The organism is Enterobacter sp. 01-M-03-SI-ECC (assembly GCF_047530215.1).
Lineage (GTDB): Bacteria > Pseudomonadota > Gammaproteobacteria > Enterobacterales > Enterobacteriaceae > Enterobacter > Enterobacter chengduensis.
The window spans coordinates 69,405-93,707 of sequence record NZ_JBLKDA010000016.1 but is presented as its reverse complement, the minus strand read 5'-3'; the positions used below and the strand labels follow the sequence as shown (position 1 = coordinate 93,707).

General features: G+C 57.6%; 23 protein-coding genes, 1 tRNA gene and 1 pseudogene. 7 read left to right on the top strand and 18 right to left on the bottom strand.

Annotated features, from left to right (window positions below):
* Window positions 1–55: 55 nt before the first annotated feature.
* On the top strand, window positions 56–256 hold the full coding sequence (locus tag ACMWKK_RS15635; protein ID WP_112781477.1) for an ogr/Delta-like zinc finger family protein: 201 nt from the start codon (window positions 56–58) through the stop codon (window positions 254–256).
* 181 nt (window positions 257–437) lie between these two features.
* On the opposite strand, the gene ACMWKK_RS15630 is transcribed toward ACMWKK_RS15635, so the two are convergent.
* From ACMWKK_RS15630 to ACMWKK_RS15620, 3 genes and pseudogenes are all read right to left on the bottom strand, one after another.
* Window positions 438–1,004 carry a PH domain-containing protein gene (locus ACMWKK_RS15630; RefSeq protein ID WP_112781478.1) on the bottom strand — a complete coding sequence of 189 codons (567 nt, stop codon included), beginning with the start codon at window positions 1,002–1,004 and terminating at the stop codon, window positions 438–440.
* Between the two features lie 16 nt (window positions 1,005–1,020).
* Window positions 1,021–1,601, bottom strand: a pseudogene (locus ACMWKK_RS15625) (phage repressor protein CI).
* A gap of 903 nt (window positions 1,602–2,504) precedes the next feature.
* Window positions 2,505–2,580: transfer RNA gene (locus ACMWKK_RS15620), tRNA-Ile, on the bottom strand.
* 124 nt (window positions 2,581–2,704) lie between these two features.
* Between ACMWKK_RS15620 and mug the strand changes: the two genes are divergently transcribed.
* Window positions 2,705–3,211: a G/U mismatch-specific DNA glycosylase gene (mug, locus tag ACMWKK_RS15615; RefSeq protein WP_045330016.1), complete on the top strand. Its 507-nt coding sequence runs from the start codon at window positions 2,705–2,707 to the stop codon at window positions 3,209–3,211.
* Window positions 3,212–3,292: 81 nt separating this feature from the next.
* Here the strand turns inward: mug and rpoD are convergent, their stop codons facing one another.
* From rpoD to rpsU, 3 genes are all read right to left on the bottom strand, one after another.
* Complete coding sequence (gene rpoD / locus ACMWKK_RS15610; RefSeq protein ID WP_023333459.1) at window positions 3,293–5,140, bottom strand: RNA polymerase sigma factor RpoD; 1,848 nt, start codon at window positions 5,138–5,140, stop codon at window positions 3,293–3,295.
* Between the two features lie 165 nt (window positions 5,141–5,305).
* Window positions 5,306–7,051: a DNA primase gene (gene dnaG / locus ACMWKK_RS15605; protein WP_045330019.1), complete on the bottom strand. Its 1,746-nt coding sequence runs from the start codon at window positions 7,049–7,051 to the stop codon at window positions 5,306–5,308.
* Window positions 7,052–7,166: 115 nt separating this feature from the next.
* Window positions 7,167–7,382, bottom strand: coding sequence for a 30S ribosomal protein S21 (gene rpsU / locus ACMWKK_RS15600; protein ID WP_001144069.1), 216 nt, complete (start codon window positions 7,380–7,382; stop codon window positions 7,167–7,169).
* Between the two features lie 236 nt (window positions 7,383–7,618).
* Here rpsU and tsaD point away from each other — a divergent pair, with 236 nt between their 5' ends.
* Window positions 7,619–8,632 carry a tRNA (adenosine(37)-N6)-threonylcarbamoyltransferase complex transferase subunit TsaD gene (gene tsaD, locus ACMWKK_RS15595; protein ID WP_045330021.1) on the top strand — a complete coding sequence of 338 codons (1,014 nt, stop codon included), beginning with the start codon at window positions 7,619–7,621 and terminating at the stop codon, window positions 8,630–8,632.
* A 77-nt stretch (window positions 8,633–8,709) separates the two neighbouring features.
* Here tsaD and ureG read toward each other — a convergent pair whose 3' ends face one another.
* From ureG to plsY, 10 genes are all read right to left on the bottom strand, one after another.
* Window positions 8,710–9,327 (bottom strand): urease accessory protein UreG, encoded by a 618-nt coding sequence (gene ureG, locus ACMWKK_RS15590; RefSeq protein ID WP_024906473.1) that lies wholly within the window; start codon window positions 9,325–9,327, stop codon window positions 8,710–8,712.
* A gap of 9 nt (window positions 9,328–9,336) precedes the next feature.
* Window positions 9,337–10,011 (bottom strand): urease accessory protein UreF, encoded by a 675-nt coding sequence (locus tag ACMWKK_RS15585; protein WP_112781481.1) that lies wholly within the window; start codon window positions 10,009–10,011, stop codon window positions 9,337–9,339.
* Entirely contained in the window at window positions 10,011–10,550 is a 540-nt protein-coding gene (locus ACMWKK_RS15580; RefSeq protein WP_045330026.1) for a HupE/UreJ family protein, read from the bottom strand. The genes ACMWKK_RS15585 and ACMWKK_RS15580 overlap by 1 nt, the downstream gene beginning before the upstream one ends.
* A gap of 9 nt (window positions 10,551–10,559) precedes the next feature.
* Entirely contained in the window at window positions 10,560–11,024 is a 465-nt protein-coding gene (gene ureE / locus ACMWKK_RS15575) for an urease accessory protein UreE (RefSeq protein ID WP_112781482.1), read from the bottom strand.
* A 9-nt stretch (window positions 11,025–11,033) separates the two neighbouring features.
* Window positions 11,034–12,737, bottom strand: a complete 1,704-nt coding sequence (gene ureC, locus ACMWKK_RS15570; RefSeq protein WP_112781483.1) for an urease subunit alpha — start codon at window positions 12,735–12,737, stop codon at window positions 11,034–11,036.
* Window positions 12,730–13,044, bottom strand: coding sequence for an urease subunit beta (locus tag ACMWKK_RS15565; protein WP_112781484.1), 315 nt, complete (start codon window positions 13,042–13,044; stop codon window positions 12,730–12,732). The genes ureC and ACMWKK_RS15565 overlap by 8 nt, the downstream gene beginning before the upstream one ends.
* A 10-nt stretch (window positions 13,045–13,054) precedes the next feature.
* Entirely contained in the window at window positions 13,055–13,357 is a 303-nt protein-coding gene (locus ACMWKK_RS15560) for an urease subunit gamma (protein ID WP_045330036.1), read from the bottom strand.
* Window positions 13,358–13,367: 10 nt separating this feature from the next.
* Window positions 13,368–14,195 (bottom strand): urease accessory protein UreD, encoded by an 828-nt coding sequence (locus ACMWKK_RS15555; protein WP_112781485.1) that lies wholly within the window; start codon window positions 14,193–14,195, stop codon window positions 13,368–13,370.
* Window positions 14,196–14,383: 188 nt separating this feature from the next.
* Window positions 14,384–15,850: an MFS transporter gene (locus ACMWKK_RS15550; protein WP_112781486.1), complete on the bottom strand. Its 1,467-nt coding sequence runs from the start codon at window positions 15,848–15,850 to the stop codon at window positions 14,384–14,386.
* A 90-nt stretch (window positions 15,851–15,940) separates the two neighbouring features.
* Complete coding sequence (plsY, locus tag ACMWKK_RS15545) at window positions 15,941–16,555, bottom strand: glycerol-3-phosphate 1-O-acyltransferase PlsY (RefSeq protein ID WP_112781487.1); 615 nt, start codon at window positions 16,553–16,555, stop codon at window positions 15,941–15,943.
* 107 nt (window positions 16,556–16,662) lie between these two features.
* On the opposite strand from plsY, the gene folB reads away from it, so the two are divergent.
* Complete coding sequence (gene folB, locus ACMWKK_RS15540; RefSeq protein WP_112781488.1) at window positions 16,663–17,031, top strand: bifunctional dihydroneopterin aldolase/7,8-dihydroneopterin epimerase; 369 nt, start codon at window positions 16,663–16,665, stop codon at window positions 17,029–17,031.
* A gap of 106 nt (window positions 17,032–17,137) precedes the next feature.
* Complete coding sequence (bacA, locus tag ACMWKK_RS15535; RefSeq protein ID WP_045330046.1) at window positions 17,138–17,959, top strand: undecaprenyl-diphosphate phosphatase; 822 nt, start codon at window positions 17,138–17,140, stop codon at window positions 17,957–17,959.
* Between the two features lie 13 nt (window positions 17,960–17,972).
* On the opposite strand, the gene ACMWKK_RS15530 is transcribed toward bacA, so the two are convergent.
* Window positions 17,973–19,214, bottom strand: a complete 1,242-nt coding sequence (locus ACMWKK_RS15530; protein WP_406542861.1) for a multifunctional CCA addition/repair protein — start codon at window positions 19,212–19,214, stop codon at window positions 17,973–17,975.
* A 60-nt stretch (window positions 19,215–19,274) separates the two neighbouring features.
* Window positions 19,275–19,895: a TIGR04211 family SH3 domain-containing protein gene (locus tag ACMWKK_RS15525; RefSeq protein ID WP_024906484.1), complete on the bottom strand. Its 621-nt coding sequence runs from the start codon at window positions 19,893–19,895 to the stop codon at window positions 19,275–19,277.
* 229 nt (window positions 19,896–20,124) lie between these two features.
* On the opposite strand from ACMWKK_RS15525, the gene ACMWKK_RS15520 reads away from it, so the two are divergent.
* Both ACMWKK_RS15520 and glnE read left to right on the top strand, forming a co-directional pair.
* Window positions 20,125–21,426 carry an inorganic triphosphatase gene (locus tag ACMWKK_RS15520; RefSeq protein ID WP_161656536.1) on the top strand — a complete coding sequence of 434 codons (1,302 nt, stop codon included), beginning with the start codon at window positions 20,125–20,127 and terminating at the stop codon, window positions 21,424–21,426.
* A gap of 21 nt (window positions 21,427–21,447) precedes the next feature.
* Window positions 21,448–24,303 carry a bifunctional [glutamate--ammonia ligase]-adenylyl-L-tyrosine phosphorylase/[glutamate--ammonia-ligase] adenylyltransferase gene (gene glnE / locus ACMWKK_RS15515; protein ID WP_112781491.1) on the top strand — a complete coding sequence of 952 codons (2,856 nt, stop codon included), beginning with the start codon at window positions 21,448–21,450 and terminating at the stop codon, window positions 24,301–24,303.

The window sequence follows — 24,303 nt, the reverse complement described above, 5'->3', positions numbered from 1 at the left end:
AAGCTGTTTTTGAGTATTATTAATTCACATAATGTGAATTAAACCGGAGGGGTACATGTTTCATTGTCCTAAGTGCAAGCATTCAGCGCATGCGCGTACCAGTCGCTATCTCAGTGAAAATACCAAAGAGCGCTATCACCAGTGCACCAATGTGGACTGCAGCTGTACGTTCGTGACGATGGAGTCCGTGGAGCGCCTGATTGCGACCCCTGGCGCCTCTGGGCATGCCCGAACGGCGCCTCTCAGCCACGGTTAACGTGTTCTTGAAAATCCATAAAAAAGCCACTCAATAGAGTGGCTTAATTATATGATTCTAAAGCTAAAAATTTGGTGGCCCCTGCTGGACTTGAACCAGCGACCAAGCGATTATGAGAAGCATAACAGCAAAAGTAAAAACAATAACTTAAATAAAAATCAGTGATTTACAAAACCAATAATCAACCATTCAAAATGAATTTTTTCTGCTGCTGGAATTCTTCTTCTGTAAGAATCCCTTCTTCTTTCATTTTTGCAAGTCGTTCAATTTTCGCCATTTGATCATCGAATGATTGAGTGTCTTTGGTCGGTTCTTGTTGTTGCGAGGCAGGGGAGTTCAGCGAGTTTTTTGTTTCGTTCACTAAATTTGTGAAGGGTATAACTGAGCCTTTCATGACATTTTTGATTGTGTAGTTTTGGCCGCTAGTAGAAATCATAATTTCACCAAACATAAGCCCCGTCTTGCCGCCCACGCTCACAATGTTGTTGAGGTTGATGTCTACCTGCTTAACACCAAAAAGCATACCCTTATCAAGGAAGATTACGCGTTTATTTGTCAGTGTGATGAGCCAGGTGTTGCCGTCCATCATGCCACTGGCGATGGCCACCGGGCGTTCGTCCGAGTTCAAAATTTCAGGGAGGTGAAAGAATTCTTTTTTTGTACCAAAGGACGAGTCAGATACAACGCCAGCTAAGCGTTTCATCTCCGCTTTGAGTTCCTCTTTTGATGCTGTTTTGTAGTCAATCATCTTCAATTCCTTATGCTTATCTTAATGTTAATAAAACCCTACCAAGAATTTTAATATCTTCTAATGCACAATCAAAGGCCATGCCGACGCCACTTACTCTGACTTTCTTAATTGGGATGCGGGTAAGTGTGCGAATGCTTATTTTACCTTCAATTTCAACTCACCACTGATCGTCATAAACCTCATTAAATAAGGTATCCACGATAAATTGGCTTTTACCTTCCAGGACGCAAATTGGGGTCTTAGGTAAAGGGACTCCCGGGAGGAATGAGACCTTATCCAACATGTACATGCCAGCATCGTAAAGAAGGCCATCAACGGTTTTCGACGAGGTATTTTTATAATGTCGAGTTCTTCGTCGTCAAATTTCCTGACTGGACCAGTAGCAAGCCATTCTAACGATGCAACAGTTTCAGCTACACATCTAACTACTATGTCAGCGGGAAAGCCGCCTCGTTTGTAGCGTCCAGCCAGGCTACTCGATGCCATTCCAAAGTGATCGGCAAGCATCAGCTTAGACGTAAAGTCATAAGCATTAATCACTCTGTCGAGTACTTCACTGCTGTGGCTGACTTGTCCGTAAGAGAATTTGCCCATAATTTAGTCAGGTTTTCGCAAAATACGATAAATCCATTGATTTGTCGCTTAATGGGATCTGGCCTCTCCTTGTTGTAGCTCTTTGCGAATATGGGTAAATAACAGTGGATATTGGCGTATCTACAACAAGAAGAGTTTGCATTATGCGTCCCAACATTACAATCGTGATCTCAGCCTGGCAAAGCTGACACGGCACAGAAGCAAACTCAAACGCGCTGGCAAACTGAAAAAGTCACGCACTATAATTCTGGTTATGCATACAGTATTATTTTTTGGGAGAGGGCAAGTCAATGCGGAAAGTTTCTATCAACAGCGCGGTTTTTATCTTCATGACCAAAGGTGAAAAGCTTAAGGACTCCGACTGGCTCCCTTCCAATGGACTGCCTGACAGTAAATATATTTTATGGTCGCGAGGGAAAGGGGGGTACGTGAGGTATCTGGGGTTCTGTCCAAAAGGGGTCGAATGGCTGCCGATTTCGGTCTGACTTTCTACTGATGAGTCCGATGTTTGGCAAGCGGCATATAGCCATTGGATGGAACGTAGCAGGTCGTAAACTGCCGCTGAACTTCTTCCCCGTACCTTATACGGCTATAGTCAATTTCAATCGCATCCAAGGTATAGGGAGCTTCGTTTAAACTTGCCACATTAATTGTAACCTTCTTCAGTGGAACACCACATGAAGAGCATCTCTGGTCATTTGTTATGTACTCCTGAGCTCCTATCCCATCAATTCTAACGTTACAGCCAGGGCAATAATCGGTATTAACGTCATCGTAATATGCCATTTTAGCCTCCGGTCAAGGGTTTGTTCTGTAAAATTGTGCGACACTTTTGCGACAGTGCATGCAACAAAAAAGCCACCTGATTAGGTGGCTTAATTATATGCTTCTCAAGCTAAAATTTGGTGGCCCCTGCTGGACTTGAACCAGCGACCAAGCGATTATGAGTCGCCTGCTCTAACCACTGAGCTAAGGGGCCGTGGCGGTGAATTATAAAGTAACTGCCCGCAGCAATCCAGCCATTCACACCTGCCTGCTGTTTTTATAAACAATGCATAATCAATCCTTTATACTTACCAGGCGATGTATCAGCGGGAGTAAAGATGATCAACGATATTCTGGCCCCAGGCCTGCGGGTGGTGTTCTGCGGAATTAACCCAGGCAAGTCCTCGGCGCACACCGGTTTTCACTTCGCTCATCCGGGGAACCGCTTCTGGAAGGTGATTTACCAGGCCGGGTTTACCGACAGGTTACTCAAGCCTGAAGAAGAGCAGCACCTGCTGGACACGCGCTGCGGGATTACCATGCTGGTCGAGCGGCCGACGGTACAGGCGAGCGAGGTCAACCTGCATGAACTGCGTAGCGGCGGGCGGGAGCTGGTCAAGAAGATTGAGGATTATCAGCCCGACGCGCTGGCCATTCTCGGCAAGCAGGCCTACGAACAGGCGTTTAGCCAGCGCGGGACGCAGTGGGGTAAGCAGAGCATCATGATTGGCGTGACGCAGGTGTGGGTACTGCCGAACCCGAGCGGGCTGAACAGAGCCTCGCTGGATAAGCTGGTAGAGGCGTATCGTGAGCTGGATGAGGCGCTGATGGTGCGGGGGCTGTAGTCCTCGGCGGGCTGATGCTCTGGGAGAGGGAATAAACAAAAAAAAAGCTCCCGATTGGGAGCTTTTTGCTGTTTACCTGGATTAGTCGTCCAGGAAGCTACGCAGCACTTCAGAGCGGCTTGGATGACGCAGCTTACGCAGCGCCTTCGCTTCGATCTGACGGATACGTTCGCGGGTAACGTCGAACTGTTTGCCCACTTCTTCCAGCGTGTGGTCGGTGTTCATGTCGATACCGAAACGCATACGCAGCACTTTCGCTTCACGGGCGGTGAGGCCCGCCAGCACGTCGTGCGTCGCGGCACGCAGGCTCTCGGTGGTGGCAGAGTCCAGCGGCAGCTCGAGGGTGGTGTCCTCGATGAAATCACCCAGATGCGAATCTTCATCATCACCGATCGGTGTTTCCATGGAGATTGGCTCTTTGGCGATCTTCAGCACTTTACGGATCTTGTCTTCCGGCATCAGCATGCGCTCGGCCAGCTCTTCCGGCGTCGGCTCGCGGCCCATCTCCTGCAGCATCTGGCGGGAAATACGGTTGAGCTTGTTGATGGTCTCAATCATATGCACCGGAATACGGATGGTGCGCGCCTGGTCCGCGATAGAGCGGGTGATAGCCTGACGGATCCACCAGGTTGCGTAGGTGGAGAACTTGTAACCACGACGGTATTCGAACTTATCGACCGCTTTCATCAGACCGATGTTGCCTTCCTGAATCAGATCCAGGAACTGCAGACCGCGGTTGGTGTATTTCTTGGCGATAGAGATAACCAGACGCAAGTTCGCTTCAACCATCTCTTTCTTCGCACGGCGGGCTTTCGCTTCACCAATGGACATGCGACGGTTGATGTCTTTAACCTGCTCGATGGTCAGGCCGGTCTCTTCCTCAATCTGCTGCAGCTTCTGCAGGCCGCGATAGACATCGTCCTTCACGTCGTGCAGTTTTTCAGACCATGGCTTGTTCATCGCGATAGCCGCGTTGAACCAGGTTTCGCTGGTTTCGTTGCCGGTGAAGAGGGTGATGAAGTTCTTCTTCGGCATTTTGCACTGCTCAACGCACAGCTTCATGATGATGCGTTCCTGGGTACGTACGCGATCCATCATCACGCGCATGCTGTTTACCAGGTAGTCGAACTGTTTTGGCACCAGGCGGAACTGTTTGAACACTTCAGACAGCTTCAGGATCTCTTCCTGTGCGGCGGCATGGCTGCGGCCTTTCGCTTTGATGGTGTCACGCGTCACTTCGTACTGGGTACGCAGCTCGGCAAACTTCTCGCGCGCCAGTTCCGGGTCGATGCTGTTGTCATCATCCGCGGTGTCGTCGTCGCTCTCTTCCTCATCTTCGTCTTCGTCGTCATCCATCTCTTCCTGAGACAGTTCGGAACCGACGTGAGTGGCGGTAGGTGCCATATCTTCTTCAGCGTTCGGGTCGACAAAACCGGTGATCAGGTCAGATAGGCGCGCTTCTTCCGCTTCAACGCGATCGTACTGCTCCAGCAGATAGGTAATCGCTTCCGGGTACTCGGCAACGGAGCACTGAACCTGGTTGATCCCGTCTTCGATGCGTTTTGCGATGTCAATTTCGCCTTCGCGGGTCAACAGTTCAACGGTACCCATTTCGCGCATGTACATGCGGACCGGGTCAGTGGTACGCCCGATTTCAGATTCCACGCTGGACAATACCTGTGCAGCAGCTTCTTCCGCATCTTCGTCAGTGTTGTTGGAGGTTTCAGCCAGCAACAGATCATCGGCATCCGGTGCTTCTTCCATCACCTGAATGCCCATGTCATTGATCATTTGGATGATGTCTTCGATTTGATCTGAATCGACGATATCTTCCGGCAGATGGTCATTGACCTCGGCATAGGTCAGATAGCCTTGCTCCTTACCACGTTGGACAAGAAGTTTCAGCTGTGACTGCGGGTTTTGCTCCATAAGACGGTATCCACACTTAATTCGTTTGATTGGTGTCGGCGATGGGGCTGCCAACCTTTAAAGCGAGGGCGTACTTATATTTTTGCCGCTGCCTCTCAGTGCGGCTGCCGGGGGCTTCCCGATCGATATTCGGCACTTAAGCCGTTAAATACTGTTGTCTTTCACTTATTTTCTTGCCAGTTCCTGGTTAATCATCCAGAGCTCCCGGCGTTCTTCGCTGCTTAAACCGTGTGTGCGCTCGCGAGCTATCAACTCTTCCTGGCGCAGCTCAAGCATCGAATCAAACATATGGTTGAGTGAGTCGGTGAACGTTTTTTCTGCAATGTCCTTATCTGCTATATCGTCCCACATCGACAATTTTTCAAGGGTAGCGGCCTCTTTTGTGCCGCGATAATGCTCTAAAAGTTGTCCGGTGGTCAGACCTGGCTGAGACAAACAGGTGTTGACCAGCTCTGAAAACAAGCCAAGTCCGGGCAATTTTTCGTGGTCCAAACCCGCCAGCGACGGCACCTGCGGTGCAAGCTCGGGATTTTGTACCAGCAACCCTATCAGTATACGCATGGTTGTGCGTTTTAGCTGAGGCGCGGGGCGAACCGTGCCGTTTTCAGCCTGTTTTGGCATTAAACGTTCAAGCTGGCTGTCATCCAGAATGCCGAGCTTGTTGCCTAACTCCTGACGCAGGTAGATGCGCAGCGTTTCGCCGGGCACCTGGCTGATTAACGGCAGCGCCAGCGTGCTGAGCTGCGCGCGCCCGTCAGGGGTACTCAAATCGACCTGCGGCATCAGGCTGTTAAACAAAAACGTGGAGAGCGGCTGAGCCTGCTCCATCCGCGCTTCAAACGCCGCTTTGCCCTCTTTACGCACCAGCGTATCCGGGTCTTCACCGTCGGGCAGGAACATAAAGCGCAGCTGACGCCCGTCGGTCATATACGGCAGCGCGGTTTCCAGCGCACGCCATGCGGCGTCGCGTCCTGCGCGGTCACCGTCGTAACAGCAGATGACGTTGTTGGTCACCCTGAACAGCAGTTGAATATGATCGGCGGTGGTGGACGTCCCTAACGATGCTACCGCGTAGTTGATGTCGTACTGCGCCAGCGCCACGACGTCCATATAGCCTTCGACGACCAGAAGACGCGGAGGTTCCGCATTATTCTGCTGCGCCTCATAAAGACCGTAAAGCTGGCGGCCCTTATGGAAAATATCGGTTTCCGGGGAGTTGAGGTATTTCGGCAGGGCATCACCCAGCACGCGACCACCAAAACCAATGACCCGGCCACGCTTGTCGCGGATCGGGAACATCACCCGTTCGCGGAAGCGGTCGTAGCTTCGTCCCTGGTCGTTGGTGACCAGCATGCCTGCATCGATGAGTGACTTACGATCTTCGCTATTGCCGCCAAAACGCTTTAACACGTTGTCCCAGCCGGGCGGGGCGTAACCAATAGCGAAACGCGCAATGACATCGTCGCTCAGTCCGCGCTTGTTCAGATACTGACGCGCAGGCTCGGCCGCAGAGTGCTTAAGAGACTGTTGGTAAAACGAATTCAGGCCATCCATCAGTTGATACAGCGTTTGCCGTTGATGGCGTTCGATCTGACTTGGCCCACTGCCTGCTTCATACGGCACTTCAAGGTTATGCATCGCCGCCAGCTCTTCGACGGTTTCAACGAACTCGAGCTTGTCGTAGTTCATTAAAAAATCAACGGCATTACCGTGAGCACCACAGCCGAAGCAATGGTAAAACTGCTTTTCACCGTTTACGGTGAAGGAGGGGGTTTTTTCGTTATGGAACGGACAGCACGCATGGTAGTTCTTGCCCTGTTTTTTCAGCTTTACCCGCGCGTCGATGAGATCGACGATGTCGGTTCTGGCAAGCAGGTCATTGATGAAAACGCGTGGGATTCTTCCGGCCATATGCCCCAAAATTTTAAGCGACTTATAAACGAAAACAAGCCGCGCATTCCTTCCGGAAGCACGGCCTTACGACTATTACTCTGTCTGTCAATTGAGGGCTGAAGCCCTCAACCAATTAGTACAGACGAGTACGGCGTGCGTTTTCGCGAGCCAGTTTCTTCGCGTGACGTTTCACAGCGGAAGCTTTAGCGCGCTTACGTTCGGTCGTTGGTTTTTCATAAAACTCACGACGACGAACTTCAGCCAGAACACCTGCTTTCTCGCATGAACGTTTGAAGCGACGCAGTGCTACGTCGAACGGCTCGTTTTCACGTACTTTAATTACCGGCATGTAACTCTCACCTTTAATAAATTCGGTTTGCCGCTGGCATCAACGCCAGCTTATTTCAAAATGGTGCGGAATTTTACTGCAAATGCTGCTGCTTTGTAAAGCACCGATGCGATTTTGAAAGGGACTTTAATAAGGGTGAGGAGTATACACGAGCCTTCTTCCTGGGGCGAACAAAGTTTTACATCAACCCGCCCAGGCTCTACACTGCGCGGTATTGAAACGAGGTAAAACAACTCATGCGTGTACTGGGTATTGAAACATCCTGCGATGAAACCGGCATCGCGATTTACGACGACGAAAAAGGGCTTCTGGCCAACCAGCTGTATAGTCAGGTGAAATTGCACGCTGACTACGGTGGCGTCGTCCCTGAACTGGCCTCTCGTGACCACGTGCGTAAAACGGTTCCCCTGATCCAGGCGGCGCTGAAAGAAGCCGGATTAACGGCAAAAGAGATTGATGCAGTGGCGTATACCGCAGGCCCGGGCCTGGTTGGCGCGCTGCTGGTTGGCGCGACGGTTGGCCGTTCGCTGGCGTTCGCGTGGGATGTGCCGGCCATTCCGGTTCACCATATGGAAGGGCATCTGCTGGCGCCGATGCTGGAAGAAAACCCGCCGGAGTTTCCGTTTGTGGCGCTGCTGGTCTCCGGCGGCCATACGCAGCTGATTAGCGTAACGGGCATTGGCAAGTACGCGCTGCTGGGCGAGTCCATCGACGACGCCGCCGGTGAAGCGTTCGACAAAACCGCCAAGCTGCTGGGGCTGGATTATCCCGGTGGCCCGATGCTTTCGAAAATGGCGTCTCAGGGAACGGAAGGGCGCTTCGTCTTCCCGCGCCCGATGACCGACCGTCCGGGGCTGGACTTCAGCTTCTCCGGGCTGAAAACCTTCGCGGCCAACACGATTCGCAATAACGATGACAGCGACCAGACCCGCGCCGATATCGCCCGCGCGTTCGAAGATGCGGTGGTGGACACGCTGATGATCAAGTGCAAGCGCGCGCTGGATCAGACCGGCTTTAAGCGCCTGGTGATGGCGGGCGGCGTCAGCGCCAACCGCACGCTGCGCGCGAAGCTCGCCGATATGATGCAAAAGCGTCGCGGAGAAGTGTTCTACGCGCGTCCGGAATTCTGTACCGATAACGGGGCGATGATTGCCTACGCCGGTATGGTGCGCCTGAACGCGGGCGCAACGTCTGACCTGAGCGTGTCCGTGCGTCCACGCTGGCCGCTGGCGGAACTGCCGGAGGCGTGAGTTTTTTGCCCGGTGGCGCTTCGCTTACCGGGCCTACAAAACCGTAGGCCCGGTAAGCGAAGCGCCACCCGGCGATACTACACCCGCAGCATCCCTTTCTCTTCCAGAAACGCAATAATCGTCGCTAAACCGTCACCCGCCTTCAGGTTGGTAAAGGTCCACGGACGCTCGCCGCGCATGCGGTTGGTGTCGCGCTCCATCACCTCCAGCGACGCACCCACGTAAGGCGCGAGATCGGTTTTGTTGATCACCAGAAAATCGGATTTGGTGATCCCCGGCCCGCCCTTGCGCGGGATTTTTTCCCCTTCGGCCACGTCGATCACGTAGATGGTCAGGTCCGCCAGCTCCGGGCTGAACGTCGCGCTCAGGTTATCCCCACCGCTTTCCACGAAGATCAGATCCAGATTGCCGAACTTCTCGCTGAGCGCTTCCACCGCCGCCAGGTTCATCGAGGCGTCTTCGCGGATGGCGGTATGCGGGCAGCCGCCGGTCTCGACGCCGACGATGCGCTCCGGCGCCAGCGCGCCCGCCTCGGTCAGGATGCGCTGATCCTCTTTGGTGTAGATATCGTTGGTCACCACCGCCAGATGGTACGTGTCGCGCATTGCCTTGCAGAGTGCTTCCAGCAGCGCGGTCTTGCCCGACCCAACCGGGCCACCCACGCCCACGCGCAGGGGATGTTTGTAATCAGCCATGTTGACTCCTCAGGAACGGAATAGTCGTGAATATTGGGTTTCGTGGCGCGCGGAGGCGATGGCGGACAGCGGCGTTGCGGCACCGATCTCGTCATCACTGCGCAAAATTGCCTGTTCAAGCCCGGCGGCAAAATGGTCGCTCAGTTCAATAATCAGCTGCTGCGCGGCCTGTTGCCCAAACGGCACCAGCTTAACGCCCGCCATGACCGCGCTCTCCATCCAGCTGTAGCCGAGGCTCAGCGCCAGCTCGCGCACGTTAATGTCCCAGCGCACGCCGAGCCAGGCCATGCCGCAGAGCTGGCTTTGCATACTCAGTGCCAGCCATTCTGCCGGGCAGTCCGGCTCCCAGCTTTTGATGAGGCGCGTAAAGGCCGCCCCGCGGTTGCGCTCTTCTTCGCGCAGCTCGCGCGTCTCCCGGCAGGCGAGCAGCCAGGCGGTCCAGCGTTTGGCCGCAGCCAGATCGCGCCGCGTGCAGGCCTGATACAGACGAAAAAACAGCGGCAGATCGACGCAGAAAAAACTTTGCTCCATCTGCTGAATTTGCCAGCGTTTAAAGGCGTCGGCGCTCGCGACCCAGCCCGCCTCAACGGCCCACTCCAGCCCCTGCGACCAGGTAAACGACCCAACCGGCAGGCTGCTGCTGGAGAGCTGCATCAGGCGCAGCCGCTGGCGAACGTGCTCCATCAGCTCATCAGCGCCAGCAGGGCGGAGACGATCAGCCCGCCCCCGAAGGCTTTGCGCAGGCCGTCGTGACGGCGCAGCAATAATCCTGCCGCGAAGCTGGCGCACAGCACCGTGGCGCTGGCGAACATAAACCCGCTGGTGAAGAGCCAGAAGCTGTGGCCGGACATTTCCACGCCGTGCGCCCAGCCGTGGAACATCGCCAGGGCAGGCACCGCCAGCAGCAGACGGTTTTCGGTTTTAAACATCATCACGCCGCTGACCGCCAGCGAGGCGATAATCAGCATCTCCATGCCGCTAAAGCCGCCGAGCAGGCTGCCCGCAATCGCGCCCACGAGCATCATCCCGAGCGTGGCAAACGGCAGCAGGAGCCTGCGGCCGCTCAGCGCCGAGAGTACGCCCGCGCCGGTGAGCATCAGCAGGTGATCGAGCCCGGTCAGCGGATGGAGAAAACCGGCCTGAAAGCTGTCGGCCCCGTGGCCGGGGTGGGCGAGCGCCGGTACGGAAAAGGCCAGCAGTAACAGAGGTAAATACTTGCGCATGAGGGATCCTTAATGTGAATGAGCGTGAGAATGACTGTGGTTGTGGGCATCGCTGGCGTAAGCGCCCGCTTCCGGTTCGAACGGCAGGCTAGCGAAGGTCACCTCCAGCCCGAACTGTCGCAGCATGTCGTCGAGAACGTGATCGTGGTGATAGCGCAGCTCGCCGGGCATGATCTGCAGCGGCACGTGGCGGTTGCCCAGGTGGTAGCAGGCGCGGGCGAGCAGGAACGGATCGGCACAGCGCACCACGGAGACCGACTCTGCTGCTGCGATCACCTCGATCACCTCGCTGCCGTCGTCCGTCGTCAGCAGGTCTCCCCCGCGCAGCAGCAGGCCGCGCGGCAGCATCAGCCCGGCGTCGCGGCCGTCGTTCAGCGATACGCGGGCGCGGCTTTTGACCCGCACGTCAATCGGTAGCGTGACGCTGGCGGTTACCGGGTGGGCATGGTCCAGGCGTTGGGTTAAATAGATCATCATCACTCCTCAAAACAGGAAATAGCGTTGCGCCATCGGCAGAACGTCGGCCGGTTCGCTGGTAATCAGTTCACCGTCGACGCGCACCTCGTAGGTTTGCGAATCGACGGTGATGTTGGGCTGCAGGCCGTTGTGGATCATGTCCGCCTTTTTCACCGTCCGGCAGCCTCTCACCACCGCCGTGGCGCTCTGCAGGTTAAGCTGCTGCGGGACGCCGTTTGCCACCGCGGCCTGCGAGATAAACGTCAGCCGCGTGGCGTGGCGCGCGGCACCCAGCGCGCCAAACATCGGGCGGTAATGCACCGGCTGCGGCGTGGGGATGGAGGCGTTGATATCCCCCATCGGCGCGCAGGCGATCATCCCGCCCTTGACGATGGTGGCGGGCTTCACGCCGAAGAACGCCGGGGACCAGACCACCAGGTCTGCCAGCTTGCCCGCTTCAATCGACCCCACTTCATGGGCAATACCGTGGGTCAGCGCCGGGTTAATGGTGTATTTGGCGACGTAGCGCTTCACGCGAAAGTTGTCGTTCTCGCCGGTCTCTTCCGGCAGCGCGCCGCGCTGGACCTTCATGCGGTGCGCCACCTGCCAGGTGCGGATGATCACTTCCCCGACGCGGCCCATCGCCTGCGAGTCTGACGAGGTGAGCGAGAACGCGCCGATATCGTGCAGCACGTCTTCGGCGGCGATGGTCTCCCGACGAATGCGCGATTCGGCAAACGCCACGTCTTCGGCGATATCCGGGTCGAGGTGGTGGCAGACCATCAGCATGTCGAGATGCTCGTCGATGGTGTTCACGGTGTAGGGCAGCGTCGGGTTGGTGGAGGAGGGCAGAATATTCGGATGCGCGCAGGCGGTAATAATATCCGGCGCATGGCCGCCGCCTGCCCCTTCGGTGTGGAAGGTGTGTATCGTGCGTCCGCCAATGGCGGCCAGCGTATCTTCGACAAACCCTGACTCGTTCAGCGTGTCGCTGTGCAGCGCCACCTGAATATCCATCTCCTCGGCGACGTCCAGCGAGCAGTTGATGGCCGCAGGCGTGGCGCCCCAGTCTTCGTGGATTTTCAGCCCGATGGCACCCGCGGCAATCTGCTCGCGCAGGGCGTCCGGGCTGGATCCGTTACCTTTGCCGAGCAGGCCGATATTCACCGGCAGCGCATCGGCAGCCTGCAGCATGCGGGCGATATACCACGGCCCCGGCGTGCAGGTGGTGGCGTTGGTGCCCGCCGCGGGGCCGGTGCCGCCGCCAATCATGGTGGTGACGCCGGAGACCAGCGCCTCTTCCGCCTGCTGCGGGCAGATCCAGTGGATGTGGGTGTCGATCCCGCCTGCGGTGACGATCTTCCCTTCGGCGGCGATGACTTCGGTTGCGGCACCCATCGGGATCGTCACGCCGGGCTGAATGTCCGGATTACCGGCTTTGCCGACGGCGAAGATCCTTCCGTGTTTCACGCCGATATCGGCCTTCACGATCCCCCAGTGATCGACGATCAGCGCGTTGGTCAGCACCAGATCCACGCAGCCGTCTGCGGTCATCTGCCCCTGGCCCATGCCGTCGCGGATCACCTTTCCGCCGCCGAACTTGACCTCCTCGCCGTAGGCCGTGAGATCGTCTTCCACTTCAATCCACAGCTCGCTGTCGGCCAGCCGCACCTTATCGCCGGTGGTGGGGCCGAACATATCGGCATAGGCCTGGCGCGACATCTCAGCCATGCTGCACCTCGCCCATTACCTCGCCGCGAAAACCGAAAATTCGCTGCGCGCCCGCAACCTGAACCAGCGTCACCTCGCGCTTTTGCCCCGGCTCGAAGCGCACGGCGGTGCCCGCAGGGATGTTGAGCCGGTAGCCTTTGGTGGCTTCCCGATCGAACTTCAGCGCCGGGTTAACCTCATAAAAGTGGTAGTGCGATCCGACCTGGATCGGCCTGTCGCCGTGATTTTCAACAATCACGGTGTGGGTTTCGCGCCCGACGTTGATCGCAATCGTGCCGGGCTGGATCTGGTATTCGCCTGGGATCATTACGCGCTCCTTAAGCGATCGGGTTGTGGACGGTGACGAGCTTGGATCCGTCCGGGAAGGTGGCTTCGACCTGAATATCCGGGATCATCTCCGGGACGCCCTCCATCACCTGGTCGCGCCTCAGGACGTGGCGGCCCGCCTCCATCAGCGAGGCGACGGTTTCGCCATCGCGCGCGCCTTCCATAATAAAGGCGCTGATCAGCGCGACCGATTCCGGATAGTTGAGCTTTACCCCGCGCGCCAGGCGGCGCTCGGCAACCAGCGCGGCGGTGAACAGCAACAGCTTGTCTTTTTCTCTGGGGGTCAGTTCCATAACGTTTCTCTTATGTCTGCCAGATACGCGGCGAACAGGCGTTTTTGGTGGTGAGAAGCGGGCGAAGCGACCGCCAGACGTCGCGCATCACCCGCTGGCAAATCAGGTTGTCGTGGGAGAGAAAACGCACCGACAGCAGGCCGTCGGTTAGCGTTGCGCCCGCAAAATTTTCCAGCGGCGCGAGCCGCTCGCGCACCGATTCCAGGTGCTCTTCACGGGCCGGATAGAACAGCAGGGTGCCGATCCACGGATGGCCGGCGACGGGGGTGAGATCGCCCCCGCTAAGATGCTGGCGCTCGATCAGGCGCGGTTCGTCGTCGACCCAGACCTCAAGGCGGCTCTCCAGCGTGCCGTGGCTGAAGGTCTCATTGATTACCGGGCGTCCCAGACAGTACAGCTCCCACGCCAGCAGCGTGCTGGAGGCTTTGAGGTGGAAGACGGAGCGCAGCGCGGCATTCGCGCCGGGAAAAATAATGGTGTCCTGCGGCAGCCACTCCAGCGTGGATTCGTCATCGAGATAAAAGTGCTGACTCAGGCGAGCCTGCGGGCCGCTGCTGCGATAGAACTTGCTGGCACCGGGCATGGTGATAAGCGTATGGCTTTTGGCGTCCAGCCGCACGGAAATGTCCAGCGTATCGCCGCCCACAATCCCGCCCGGCGGGTGCAGCAGGTAGAGGTGACAGGTTTCCCCTTCGGGATAAAACGGACGTTGAACGGTAAGGGGCCCGAGGTGGTGAGCGGAGTACAGGAGGGTTTTCTCAGGGGTGTGACAAAACTGCAGGGCAAGCGACGCCTGCCAGCCTTTATACGTATTATCAGTGACCTGAGCTGCTAACATGCTGCATCCATCTGCTCATCATCGGGTCGTTTCAGTATGCCCTGGCAGAAATGAAGGCTGTCATATGAGTCGCTTATGGATAAAAAACGGCTCATGTGATTTTCGCCCGGCGGCGCTACGCTTGCACGGGCCTACAAGATAATGCGCAGTGTAGGCCGGGTAAGCGCAGCGCCACCCGGCAGGAAAGGCTAGCGATAATCCTCCGCATCCACATCATATCCGGACGGCTCCCAGCGGATCGCCAGCAGCGAGGCCAGGCCGATAAACGGCGCCAGCGCAATCACCCAGAATACGGCGGTGTCGAGTGACGCGACCAGCAGCGGGAACAGGAACAGCGACAGCGTGGAACTGCTGCGCATCAGCGTCTGGTTGAGACCCACGCCCACGCCGCGCAGCGAGGTTGGGTAGCTCAGCGAGGCAAACGTCATGGTATGCGCGCCCGGGCCAAAGCCCTGACCAAACAGGAAAAGCGCCAGCATCGCGACGGCCAGCACGCCTTCAGAAGCGCCTTCCGGTCGGCCAATCAGCGCCAGTCCCAGCAGCGCGACCAGCTGGCAGGCATAACCCGCCAGCGACATCCGCCATGCGCCGAAGCGCGGTACGTAGCGTACCGCCAGCAGCCCGCCGACGAACGCAAACAGCAGGTTAAGCGCCAGAGAAATCAGGATGGTGGTGAGCATCGACTGGACAAAGAAGCTGGAGACGATCACCGGCAGTCCAAACGCCACGGCGTTATAGGCAAACGAGGAGACGACGGACAGCAGCGTGGCGAGCGTGGTGCGCCGCAGATAGCTCCCGCGGAACAGGTTCAGGTAGTTGGACCATTTCGCTTTATTCACCACGGGAGCTGGCTGGCTGAGCGCATCCTGCGGCACGTGGGCGTTGATGTTATAGGACTGGCGTAAAATGGACGCTGCCTCTTTCAGGTTACCCTGGTTCGCCGCCCAGACCGGCGATTCGCTCATATAGCGGCTGCGGATGGCGATGATGACCAGCGCGGGCACCGCGCCAAAGCCGAGGATCAAACGCCACAGCCAGTCGCTGTGGCTTGCCGGCAGCACGGTGTAGAAAAAAAGCACCAGCAGGTAGGAGATGCTGATGGCGGCATACCAGGTGGGGCACCACATCGCGACGCTGGAGGCCTTGTTTCCGGGGCCTTTCAGCTTCGCGAACTCGCTTAAGAACGCCATCGCCACGGGGAGGTCGATCCCCACGCCAAGCCCCATGACAAAGCGGGCGCCCGCCAGCACATATTCATTGGGGGCCAGCGCACAGGCGATGGCGGCCACCACGAAGAACACCATATCCGCCATAAAAACGCGGTAGCGCCCAATTTTATCCGTGAGGTAACCGCCGAGCAGCGCCCCGACAATCGCGCCAAAGGTGATCGCCGAAGCCACCATGCCGGTACCGGCGGGCGTCAGGTTAAATTCACGGGTAATATCTTTAATGCCGAACGCCAGCGCGCCCAGATCGTAGGCATCGAGGAATATCCCGCCCAGCGCGATACCGACCACGATACGGGCGTTTGCCCGGCCCTGAGAACCGTCATTAACGAGGCGGGATACATCCGAGGCGCTGCGCACCCACTGGATGTCGCCGTCGGGGTGATTTCCTGCCGTTGAAAGGGGAGTGGTTTCTGTGATTTCAGCCATTTTCTTCTTGTGTGGTTGTGTTGTGTCTCTCACAGTTACCACAGACAGAAGGTGACCAAAATCACATTTGGCTATAAGGCATAACTAACCTTATGGGGCGTCTTTTTTCTTCCTCTTGAGCTTCGTCCAGATCTTGGTTTCCTGACGACGCCACAGGCGCTGGATATTGTCGTGATGACGCAGCAGGATAAGACAGGAGAGCATCGACACCGGGAAGGTGAACTGGGGCTTGAACCACCAGACGTAAAACGGGGCGATCAGCGCGCTGACGATAGCGCCCAGCGACGAATAGCCGCTCAGCAGAATGGTCAGTAGCCAGGTCCCGGCCATCACGCCGGTCAGGTCCCAGCCGATGGGTGCAATGGCGCCAAATGCTGTGGCGACGCCTTTGCCGCCTTTAAAACCGAAGAATACGGGCCAGATGTGGCCGACGCAGGCGGCGATTGCGATAAGCCCGAGCCAGAACGGCGTGACGCCCAGCGCATAAGCGCCCCAGACGGGAAGCATTCCTTTCAGCACATCAAAAATCAAAACCGCTACGGCTGCTCCCTTGCCGCCAATTCGTAATACGTTGGTCGCTCCCGGATTCCCGGAACCGCTTTCGCGCGGGTCAGGTAACCCGGCAATGCGGCAGACCAGAATGGCGCTGGAGATTGAGCCGCAAAGGTAGGCGAGGAAGATCATTCCAGGCGCGATTGCACTCATAACGCTGTTCCGTTTTGAAAAGGTATCTGTATTCTCAGCATCTGTGGATAATACGCATAATTCGCCGGAAGTGGTATCCGGTTTAGCCAAAAAGCAGGCAGGTCGTGATGGATATTGTATTTATAGAGCAACTTTCGGTAATCACCACCATTGGTGTTTACGACTGGGAACAGACCATCGAGCAGAAGCTGGTGTTCGATATCGAAATGGGCTGGGATAACCGCAAGTCGGCAAAAAGCGATGACGTGAACGACTGTCTGAGCTATGCCGACATCAGCGAAACGGTCATCGGCCACGTCGAAGGGCAGCGTTTTGCGCTGGTGGAACGTGTGGCGGAAGAGGTGGCGGAACTGCTGCTGACCAGATTCAACTCACCGTGGGTGCGCATCAAGCTGAGCAAGCCTGGCGCGGTGGCGCGCGCCGCCAATGTGGGGGTCATCATCGAGCGTGGCACAAATCTGAAAGGAAAGATTTAACGTCATAATAGCTAAACCATTTTAGGCTATAACGGTCTCAAGACTGTATCTTATCGGTGGTCCGTTTGGGACACCGTTTTTTTATATCTTTTTTAGGGGTTTATAGATGAGCGATATGCACTCGCTGCTGGTGGCGGCAATACTGGGTGTGGTCGAAGGATTGACGGAGTTTTTACCGGTTTCCAGTACCGGCCATATGATTATCGTTGGCCATCTGCTGGGCTTTGAAGGCGATACTGCGAAAACGTTTGAAGTCGTGATCCAGCTGGGGTCGATTCTGGCGGTGGTGGTGATGTTCTGGCGCCGTCTGTTTGGCCTGATCGGCATTCACTTTGGCCGTCCGCCTCAGCACGAAGGGGCCGGAAAAGGCCGCCTGTCGCTGATCCATATTCTGCTCGGGATGATCCCGGCGGTGGTGCTGGGCCTGGTTTTCCACGACGCCATCAAATCGCTGTTTAATCCGATTAACGTGATGTATGCGCTGGTGGTCGGCGGCGTCCTGCTGATTGCCGCCGAAGTGCTGAAGCCAAAAACGCCGCGCGCGGAAGGTGTGGACGATATGACCTATCGCCAGGCGTTTATCATTGGCTGCTTCCAGTGTCTGGCGCTGTGGCCGGGCTTCTCCCGCTCAGGCGCTACCATCTCCGGCGGGATGCTGATGGGCGTAAGCCGTTACGCCGCGTCAGAGTTCTCGTTCCTGCTGGCGGTGCCGATGATGATGGGCGCCACCGTGCTTGACGTCTATAAGAGCTATCACTTCCTGACGGCTGGCGACATTCCGATGTTCGCTGTCGGCTTCATCACCGCGTTTATCGTGGCGCTGATTGCTATCAAAACCTTCCTGCAGCTGATTAAGCGTATCTCGTTTATTCCGTTCGCGATCTATCGTTTTATCGTGGCGGCTGCGGTATACGTGGTCTTCTTCTGATGACCCACAGCCCTCAGTCTTTCGGCTGAGGGCAATGCTTTTCCTTCCACGCCGTGACGGCATCAATCCGCCGTTTTGTCAGCTCCTCGCGGATCTCCGGGCCTTTAAACCCCGCCTCGATAACGTCTTTCGTCGGCACCGCTTTTGCCACCTCCCAGGCTTTACGCAGCAACCGTCCCTGCGGGTAGTCGCACGCTTCAAACCCGGTCCGACCGCGCACGTCCGCTTCGCTGGTGAGCGCGATCTGCTCCACGCGCTGCGGCTTGCGCCAGGCGTCGATGTTATCGAATAGCTTCACGATGGTGGCCGGTTTGAGGATCGGGAAGGTGTGGATCAGGTCGTGGAACTCGGCCACCAGTTTCGCCAGATCGCGGATCTCGTTCGGCACGCGCAGACGCTGGCACAGCCCCTCGACCAGCTTCACCCCTGCCGGGCCGTGCCCGTGGTGGCGAGGCCAGAATTCTTTGGGCGTTAAGCCTTTGCCGAGATCGTGGCACAGGGTGGAAAAGCGCACGTCTACCTCAGGGCTAAGCATGGCCGCCATGCTCAGGGTCATCAGCGTATGCACGCCGGTATCAATTTCCGGATGCCATTTCGCCGGGGCAGGTACGCCAAACAGCGCATCGATTTCCGGGAACAGCACCTTCAGCGCGCCGCAGTCGCGCAGGACCTGGAAAAAGACCTGCGGATTACGCGTGGTGAGGGCATTCTCCGTCTCTTTCCAGACGCGCTCTGGCGTCAGGTGTTCAAGCTCGCCCGCCTCGGTCATGGCGGTCATCAGCGCCATTGTCTCATCGGCAATACGGAAGCTGAGATGGGCATAACGCGCGGCAAAGCGCGCCACGCGCAGCACGCGAAGCGGGTCTTCAGAAAACGCGGGGGAGACGTGGCGTAAAAGACGGTTGCGCAGATCGTCCTGGCCGCCATAGGCGTCAACGATCTGCCCGTTTTCGTCCTGCGCCAGCGCGTTGATGGTGAGATCGCGACGCAGCAGATCCTGCTCCAGCGTGACGTCCGGCGCGGCATAGCAGGTGAAGCCGGTATAGCCCGAGCCGGATTTCCGCTCGGTGCGCGCCAGGGCGTACTCTTCACGGCTTTTCGGGTGCAGGAACACGGGAAAATCGCGGCCTACCTGCTGGTAGCCCGCGTCGAGCATCTCTTCCGGGGTGGCGCCAACCACCACCCAGTCTTTATCTTTGACCGGCAGACCTAACAACGCATCACGTACCGCACCACCGACCAGATAACTCTTCACGCCCCACTCTCCCGTTTTCTCTTTTCCAGAATGATACGTAAGTCTGGCAGAGAAGACGAATTAGTTCATCCAGCGGTCTTTACGCTTACGGCTAGGGATCAGGTGCGGCAGGACCAGACCCAGCACCAGACCGACGCCCAGCACGCCGCCGCCATACATAAACCACTGCATGATGATGGTGCGCTGTTTGTCATCGAGCTGCAGATTGGCGGCATTCACCTTCTTCTGCGCGACAATCAGCTCGTTTTTCAGCTTCTGGTTCTCTTCCTTCAGGCCGTTAATCACGCCGTCGCTCTGCGCCACTTTCTGCTGCATTTCAGCGGTGCGCTGGTTCCAGGTGCCGTCGATGTTGTTCAGCTTGTCGGTCAGGGTTTTCACCTGGTTTTCCAGATCCGGCACGCGGGTGCGCAGGCTTGGCACGGTACTCAGCTCTTTCAGCGGGATCCAGGACGTACGGCCGGTGCTGTCGCGCACCTGACCGTAATTAGTGTCGGCATTGGTCTGTAACAGGGTGACTTCCTCGCCGGCATTGACCGTGCCCACGAGGCGATAATTATCTCCGGGGCCACTGCGTACCCAGGTGTTCAGTTCGTCAGAAACGTAACGCTTCTCTTCAGCGTGCACTGCGGTTGCGGCGCTAAAAGCGAGTAAAGTAAGTCCAATCAGGCGTAATTTAAGCATCATTAGTCGTTATTTTCATAAATAGTGGAACGATAGTAGTGGCAACAGTGTCTCTACGCAAAGCATTCGTCAGCAATCGGAATCATCTGTGTCACGACTCTGGACATTTACGCCCGACAAATTGCTCATTGCATGGCAATTTGGCGCAAAATACTATGTACTGACAAACAAATGGCGAGGAAGTTCGCCCTCATTGACGCGTCTGTGACGCCCGCAAAAGTACAAGGCTATGGCTCAGGAAATCGAATTAAAATTTATCGTCGAAAAAGACAGCGTTGACGCACTCCGCCAGCATCTGGATACCCTTTCCGGCGAACACCATGCACCGGTACAACTGCTTAATATCTATTACGAAACGCCGGACAACTGGCTGCGTCGCCACGATATGGGCCTGCGCATCCGTGGCGCGAACGGCCGCTACGAGATGACGATGAAAATTGCTGGCCGCGTGGTCGGCGGTTTACATCAGCGTCCGGAATACAATATCGACATCAGCCAGCCAGAACTTGAGCTGGAACGCTTCCCGGCGGACGTCTGGCCGGAAGGTGGACTGCCTGCCACGCTGGCTGAGCAGGTACAGCCGCTGTTCAGCACCGATTTCTGGCGCGAGAAATGGCTGGTGACGGAAGGTAAAAGCCGTATCGAACTCGCTCTCGATCTCGGTGAGGTGAAGGCGGGGGAGTTCCAGGAACCGATTTGCGAACTGGAGCTTGAGCTGCTGGAAGGTGACGCGAATGACGTCCTGAAGCTGGCGCGCAGGCTGGTGAACCAGTCCGGACTGCGTCAGGGAAGCCTGAGTAAAGCCGCGCGCGGTTATCATCTGGCCGCCGGGAATGCGCCGCGCGTCCTGAAAGAGACGACCATCCTGCACGTTGTGCCGAAAGCCAGCGTTGAACAGGGTCTGGAAGCCGCGCTGGAGCTGGCGCTTTCGCAGTGGCAGTACCACGAAGAGCTGTGGGCGCGAAACGTGAAAAACGCGAAATCCCACGTGCTGGCGGCGATTGCCCTGGTGCGCCATACCCTGGCGCTCTTTGGCGGTATCGTTCCTCGAAAAGCGAGCGCTCACTTACGTGACCTGCTGACGCAAACCGAAACGCTAATGCTCTCGGACGTCTCTGCGCAAACGGCGATCTACAGCCCGCAAGCCGCTGCCGCAAAGCTGGCGCTGACCGAGTTTCTGGTCACGCGCGGCTGGCGCGCCTTCCTGGATGCAAAAGCAGAGACCAAAATCGCGGAAAACTTTAAGCGTTTCGCGGACATTCATCTTTCCCGTCACGCCGCCGAGCTGAAAAGTACCTTTGCGTATCCGCTCGGCGATAAGTATGGCGATCAGCTTCCCCGTCTTTCGCGCAACATCGACAGCATGCTGCTGCTTTCCGGTGCCTACGACGGGCCACAGGCGCAGGCCTGGCTGGAAAACTGGCAGGGGCTGAAGCATGCCATTGAAACCCGCCAGCATATTGAGATTGAGCATTTCCGTAACGAGGCCATTTCGCAGGAGCCGTTCTGGCTGCACAGCGGAAAACGTTAACTCTGGCAAGGAACCCCCATAATGCCGCTTTCTTCGCAGTTACAGCAGCAGTGGCAGACCGTTTGCGAACGTCTGCCTGAGTCATTACCGGCGTCATCGTTAAGCGAGCAGGCCAGGAGCGTGCTCGCCTTCAGTGATTTTGTGCAGGACAGTATCGCCGCTAATCCGGACTGGCTGGCGGAGCTTGAGACCGCGCCCCCGCAGGCGGACGAGTGGCGGCAGTATGCCGGCTGGCTGCAAACCGCGCTGGCAGACGTGGCGGATGAAGCCACGCTGATGCGCGTTCTGCGCCAGTTCCGCCGTAGGGTGATGGTGCGCATTGCCTGGGCGCAGGCGCTGGCGCTGGTGAGCGAAGAGAGTACCTTGCAGCAGCTAAGCGAGCTGGCGCAGACGCTGATTGTCGCCGCGCGCGACTGGCTCTACGCCGCCTGCTGTAAAGAGTGGGGCACGCCGTGCAGCGAGGAAGGGGTTCCTCAGCCGCTGCTGATTCTGGGGATGGGCAAGCTGGGCGGCTGCGAGCTGAACTTCTCCTCCGATATCGACCTGATTTTTGCCTGGCCGGAGAACGGCTCCACGCGCGGCGGGCGTCGCGAGCTGGACAACGCCCAGTTCTTTACCCGCCTCGGCCAGCGCCTGATTAAGGCGCTGGACCAGCCGACGCAGGACGGTTTTGTCTACCGCGTGGACATGCGCCTGCGGCCGTTTGGCGACAGCGGCCCGCTGGTGCTGAGCTTTGCCGCGCTGGAGGATTATTACCAGGAGCAGGGGCGCGACTGGGAGCGTTATGCGATGGTTAAGGCCCGAATCATGGGCGACAGCGACGACGCTTACGCCAACGAGCTGCGCGCTATGCTGCGCCCGTTCGTGTTCCGTCGCTATATCGACTTCAGCGTTATTCAGTCCCTGCGCAATATGAAAGGGATGATTGCCCGCGAGGTGCGCCGTCGTGGGCTGAAGGACAACATCAAGCTTGGCGCGGGCGGCATTCGCGAAATCGAATTTATCGTCCAGGTCTTCCAGCTGATTCGCGGTGGCCGCGAGCCGTCGCTGCAGTCCCGCTCGCTGCTGCCGACGCTGAGCGCCATCGAGCAGTTGCATCTGCTGCCGGACGGCGACGCGCAAACCCTGCGCGAGGCCTATCTGTTCCTGCGTCGTCTGGAAAACCTGCTGCAAAGCATTAACGACGAACAGACCCAGACCCTGCCGGGGGATGACCTTAACCGGGCGCGTCTGGCCTGGGGCATGCGCGTGGACGACTGGTCAACGCTGACCGAACGGCTCGATGCCCATATGGCAGGCGTGCGCCGCATCTTTAACGATCTGATTGGCGATGACGAAAGTGAATCGCCGGATGATGCGCTTTCCGAGCACTGGCGCGAGCTCTGGCAGGACGCGCTTCAGGAAGATGACACCACGCCGGTGCTGACGCACTTGACCGACGACGCGCGCCATCGCGTGGTGGCGCTGATTGCCGATTTCCGTCTTGAGCTGAACAAGCGCGCCATCGGCCCGCGCGGTCGCCAGGTGCTGGATCACCTGATGCCGCACCTGCTGAGCGAGGTCTGCTCGCGCGCGGATGCGCCGGTGCCGCTGTCGCGCATGATGCCGCTGCTGAGCGGGATTATCACCCGTACCACCTATCTTGAACTGCTGAGCGAGTTCCCGGGGGCGCTGAAGCACCTGATTTCCCTCTGTGCCGCCTCGCCGATGGTGGCCAACAAGCTGGCGCGCTATCCGCTGCTGCTGGATGAGCTGCTCGACCCGAACACGCTTTATCAGCCGACGGCAACGGATGCGTACCGGGACGAGCTGCGCCAGTATCTGCTGCGCGTGCCGGAAGAGGACGAAGAGCAGCAGCTGGAGGCGCTGCGCCAGTTTAAGCAGGCCCAGATGCTGCGCGTGGCGGCCGCGGATATCGCCGGAACGCTGCCGGTGATGAAAGTGAGCGATCACTTAACCTGGCTCGCGGAGGCGATTATTGACGCGGTCGTGCAGCAGGCGTGGGTGCAAATGGTGGCCCGCTACGGCCAGCCAAAACATCTGGCCGATCGAGAAGGGCGCGGCTTTGCGGTGGTCGGCTATGGCAAGCTCGGCGGCTGGGAGCTGGGATACAGCTCCGATCTGGATTTAATCTTCCTGCACGACTGTCCGGTTGACGTGATGACCGACGGCGAGCGCGAGATTGACGGGCGTCAGTTCTATCTGCGTCTTGCCCAGCGCATCATGCACCTGTTCAGCACGCGCACCTCGTCGGGCATTTTGTACGAAGTGGATGCGCGCCTGCGTCCGTCCGGCGCGGCGGGGATGCTGGTCACCTCGACGGACGCTTTCGCCGACTACCAGAAGAGTGAAGCCTGGACGTGGGAGCATCAGGCGCTGGTGCGCGCCCGCGTGGTGTATGGCGATCCGCAGCTCAAAACGCAGTTCGATGCCATCCGTAAAGCGGTGATGACCACCGTGCGTGAGGGCTGCACGCTGCAAACGGAAGTGCGCGAAATGCGCGAGAAAATGCGCGCGCACTTAGGCAACAAACACCGCGATCGCTTTGATATTAAAGCCGACGAGGGCGGGATTACCGATATTGAGTTCATTACCCAGTATCTGGTGCTGCTCCACGCCCACGACAAGCCGAAGCTGACCCGCTGGTCCGATAACGTGCGCATTCTGGAACTGCTGGCGCAAAACGACATCATGGACGAGCAGGAGGCGCAGGCCTTAACCCGCGCCTACACCACGCTGCGCGATGAGCTTCATCACCTGGCGCTGCAGGAGCAGCCGGGCCACGTGGCGCTGGACTGTTTTGTTGCCGAACGCGCCCAGGTGACGGCCAGCTGGCAGAAGTGGCTGGTGGAACCGTGCGTAACAAAGCAAGTGTGA

Excerpts from the sequence above, each read along its gene's own strand:
- ACMWKK_RS15635 (WP_112781477.1), top strand. The coding sequence starts at position 56 with ATGTTTCATTGTCCTAAGTGCAAGCATTCAGCGCATGCGCGTACCAGT.
- ACMWKK_RS15630 (WP_112781478.1), bottom strand. The coding sequence starts at position 1,004 with ATGATTGACTACAAAACAGCATCAAAAGAGGAACTCAAAGCGGAGATG.
- mug (WP_045330016.1), top strand. The coding sequence starts at position 2,705 with ATGATCAACGATATTCTGGCCCCAGGCCTGCGGGTGGTGTTCTGCGGA.
- rpoD (WP_023333459.1), bottom strand. The coding sequence starts at position 5,140 with ATGGAGCAAAACCCGCAGTCACAGCTGAAACTTCTTGTCCAACGTGGT.
- dnaG (WP_045330019.1), bottom strand. The coding sequence starts at position 7,051 with ATGGCCGGAAGAATCCCACGCGTTTTCATCAATGACCTGCTTGCCAGA.
- rpsU (WP_001144069.1), bottom strand. The coding sequence starts at position 7,382 with ATGCCGGTAATTAAAGTACGTGAAAACGAGCCGTTCGACGTAGCACTG.
- tsaD (WP_045330021.1), top strand. The coding sequence starts at position 7,619 with ATGCGTGTACTGGGTATTGAAACATCCTGCGATGAAACCGGCATCGCG.
- ureG (WP_024906473.1), bottom strand. The coding sequence starts at position 9,327 with ATGGCTGATTACAAACATCCCCTGCGCGTGGGCGTGGGTGGCCCGGTT.
- ACMWKK_RS15585 (WP_112781481.1), bottom strand. The coding sequence starts at position 10,011 with ATGGAGCACGTTCGCCAGCGGCTGCGCCTGATGCAGCTCTCCAGCAGC.
- ACMWKK_RS15580 (WP_045330026.1), bottom strand. The coding sequence starts at position 10,550 with ATGCGCAAGTATTTACCTCTGTTACTGCTGGCCTTTTCCGTACCGGCG.
- ureE (WP_112781482.1), bottom strand. The coding sequence starts at position 11,024 with ATGATCTATTTAACCCAACGCCTGGACCATGCCCACCCGGTAACCGCC.
- ureC (WP_112781483.1), bottom strand. The coding sequence starts at position 12,737 with ATGGCTGAGATGTCGCGCCAGGCCTATGCCGATATGTTCGGCCCCACC.
- ACMWKK_RS15565 (WP_112781484.1), bottom strand. The coding sequence starts at position 13,044 with ATGATCCCAGGCGAATACCAGATCCAGCCCGGCACGATTGCGATCAAC.
- ACMWKK_RS15560 (WP_045330036.1), bottom strand. The coding sequence starts at position 13,357 with ATGGAACTGACCCCCAGAGAAAAAGACAAGCTGTTGCTGTTCACCGCC.
- ACMWKK_RS15555 (WP_112781485.1), bottom strand. The coding sequence starts at position 14,195 with ATGTTAGCAGCTCAGGTCACTGATAATACGTATAAAGGCTGGCAGGCG.
- ACMWKK_RS15550 (WP_112781486.1), bottom strand. The coding sequence starts at position 15,850 with ATGGCTGAAATCACAGAAACCACTCCCCTTTCAACGGCAGGAAATCAC.
- plsY (WP_112781487.1), bottom strand. The coding sequence starts at position 16,555 with ATGAGTGCAATCGCGCCTGGAATGATCTTCCTCGCCTACCTTTGCGGC.
- folB (WP_112781488.1), top strand. The coding sequence starts at position 16,663 with ATGGATATTGTATTTATAGAGCAACTTTCGGTAATCACCACCATTGGT.
- bacA (WP_045330046.1), top strand. The coding sequence starts at position 17,138 with ATGAGCGATATGCACTCGCTGCTGGTGGCGGCAATACTGGGTGTGGTC.
- ACMWKK_RS15525 (WP_024906484.1), bottom strand. The coding sequence starts at position 19,895 with ATGCTTAAATTACGCCTGATTGGACTTACTTTACTCGCTTTTAGCGCC.
- ACMWKK_RS15520 (WP_161656536.1), top strand. The coding sequence starts at position 20,125 with ATGGCTCAGGAAATCGAATTAAAATTTATCGTCGAAAAAGACAGCGTT.
- glnE (WP_112781491.1), top strand. The coding sequence starts at position 21,448 with ATGCCGCTTTCTTCGCAGTTACAGCAGCAGTGGCAGACCGTTTGCGAA.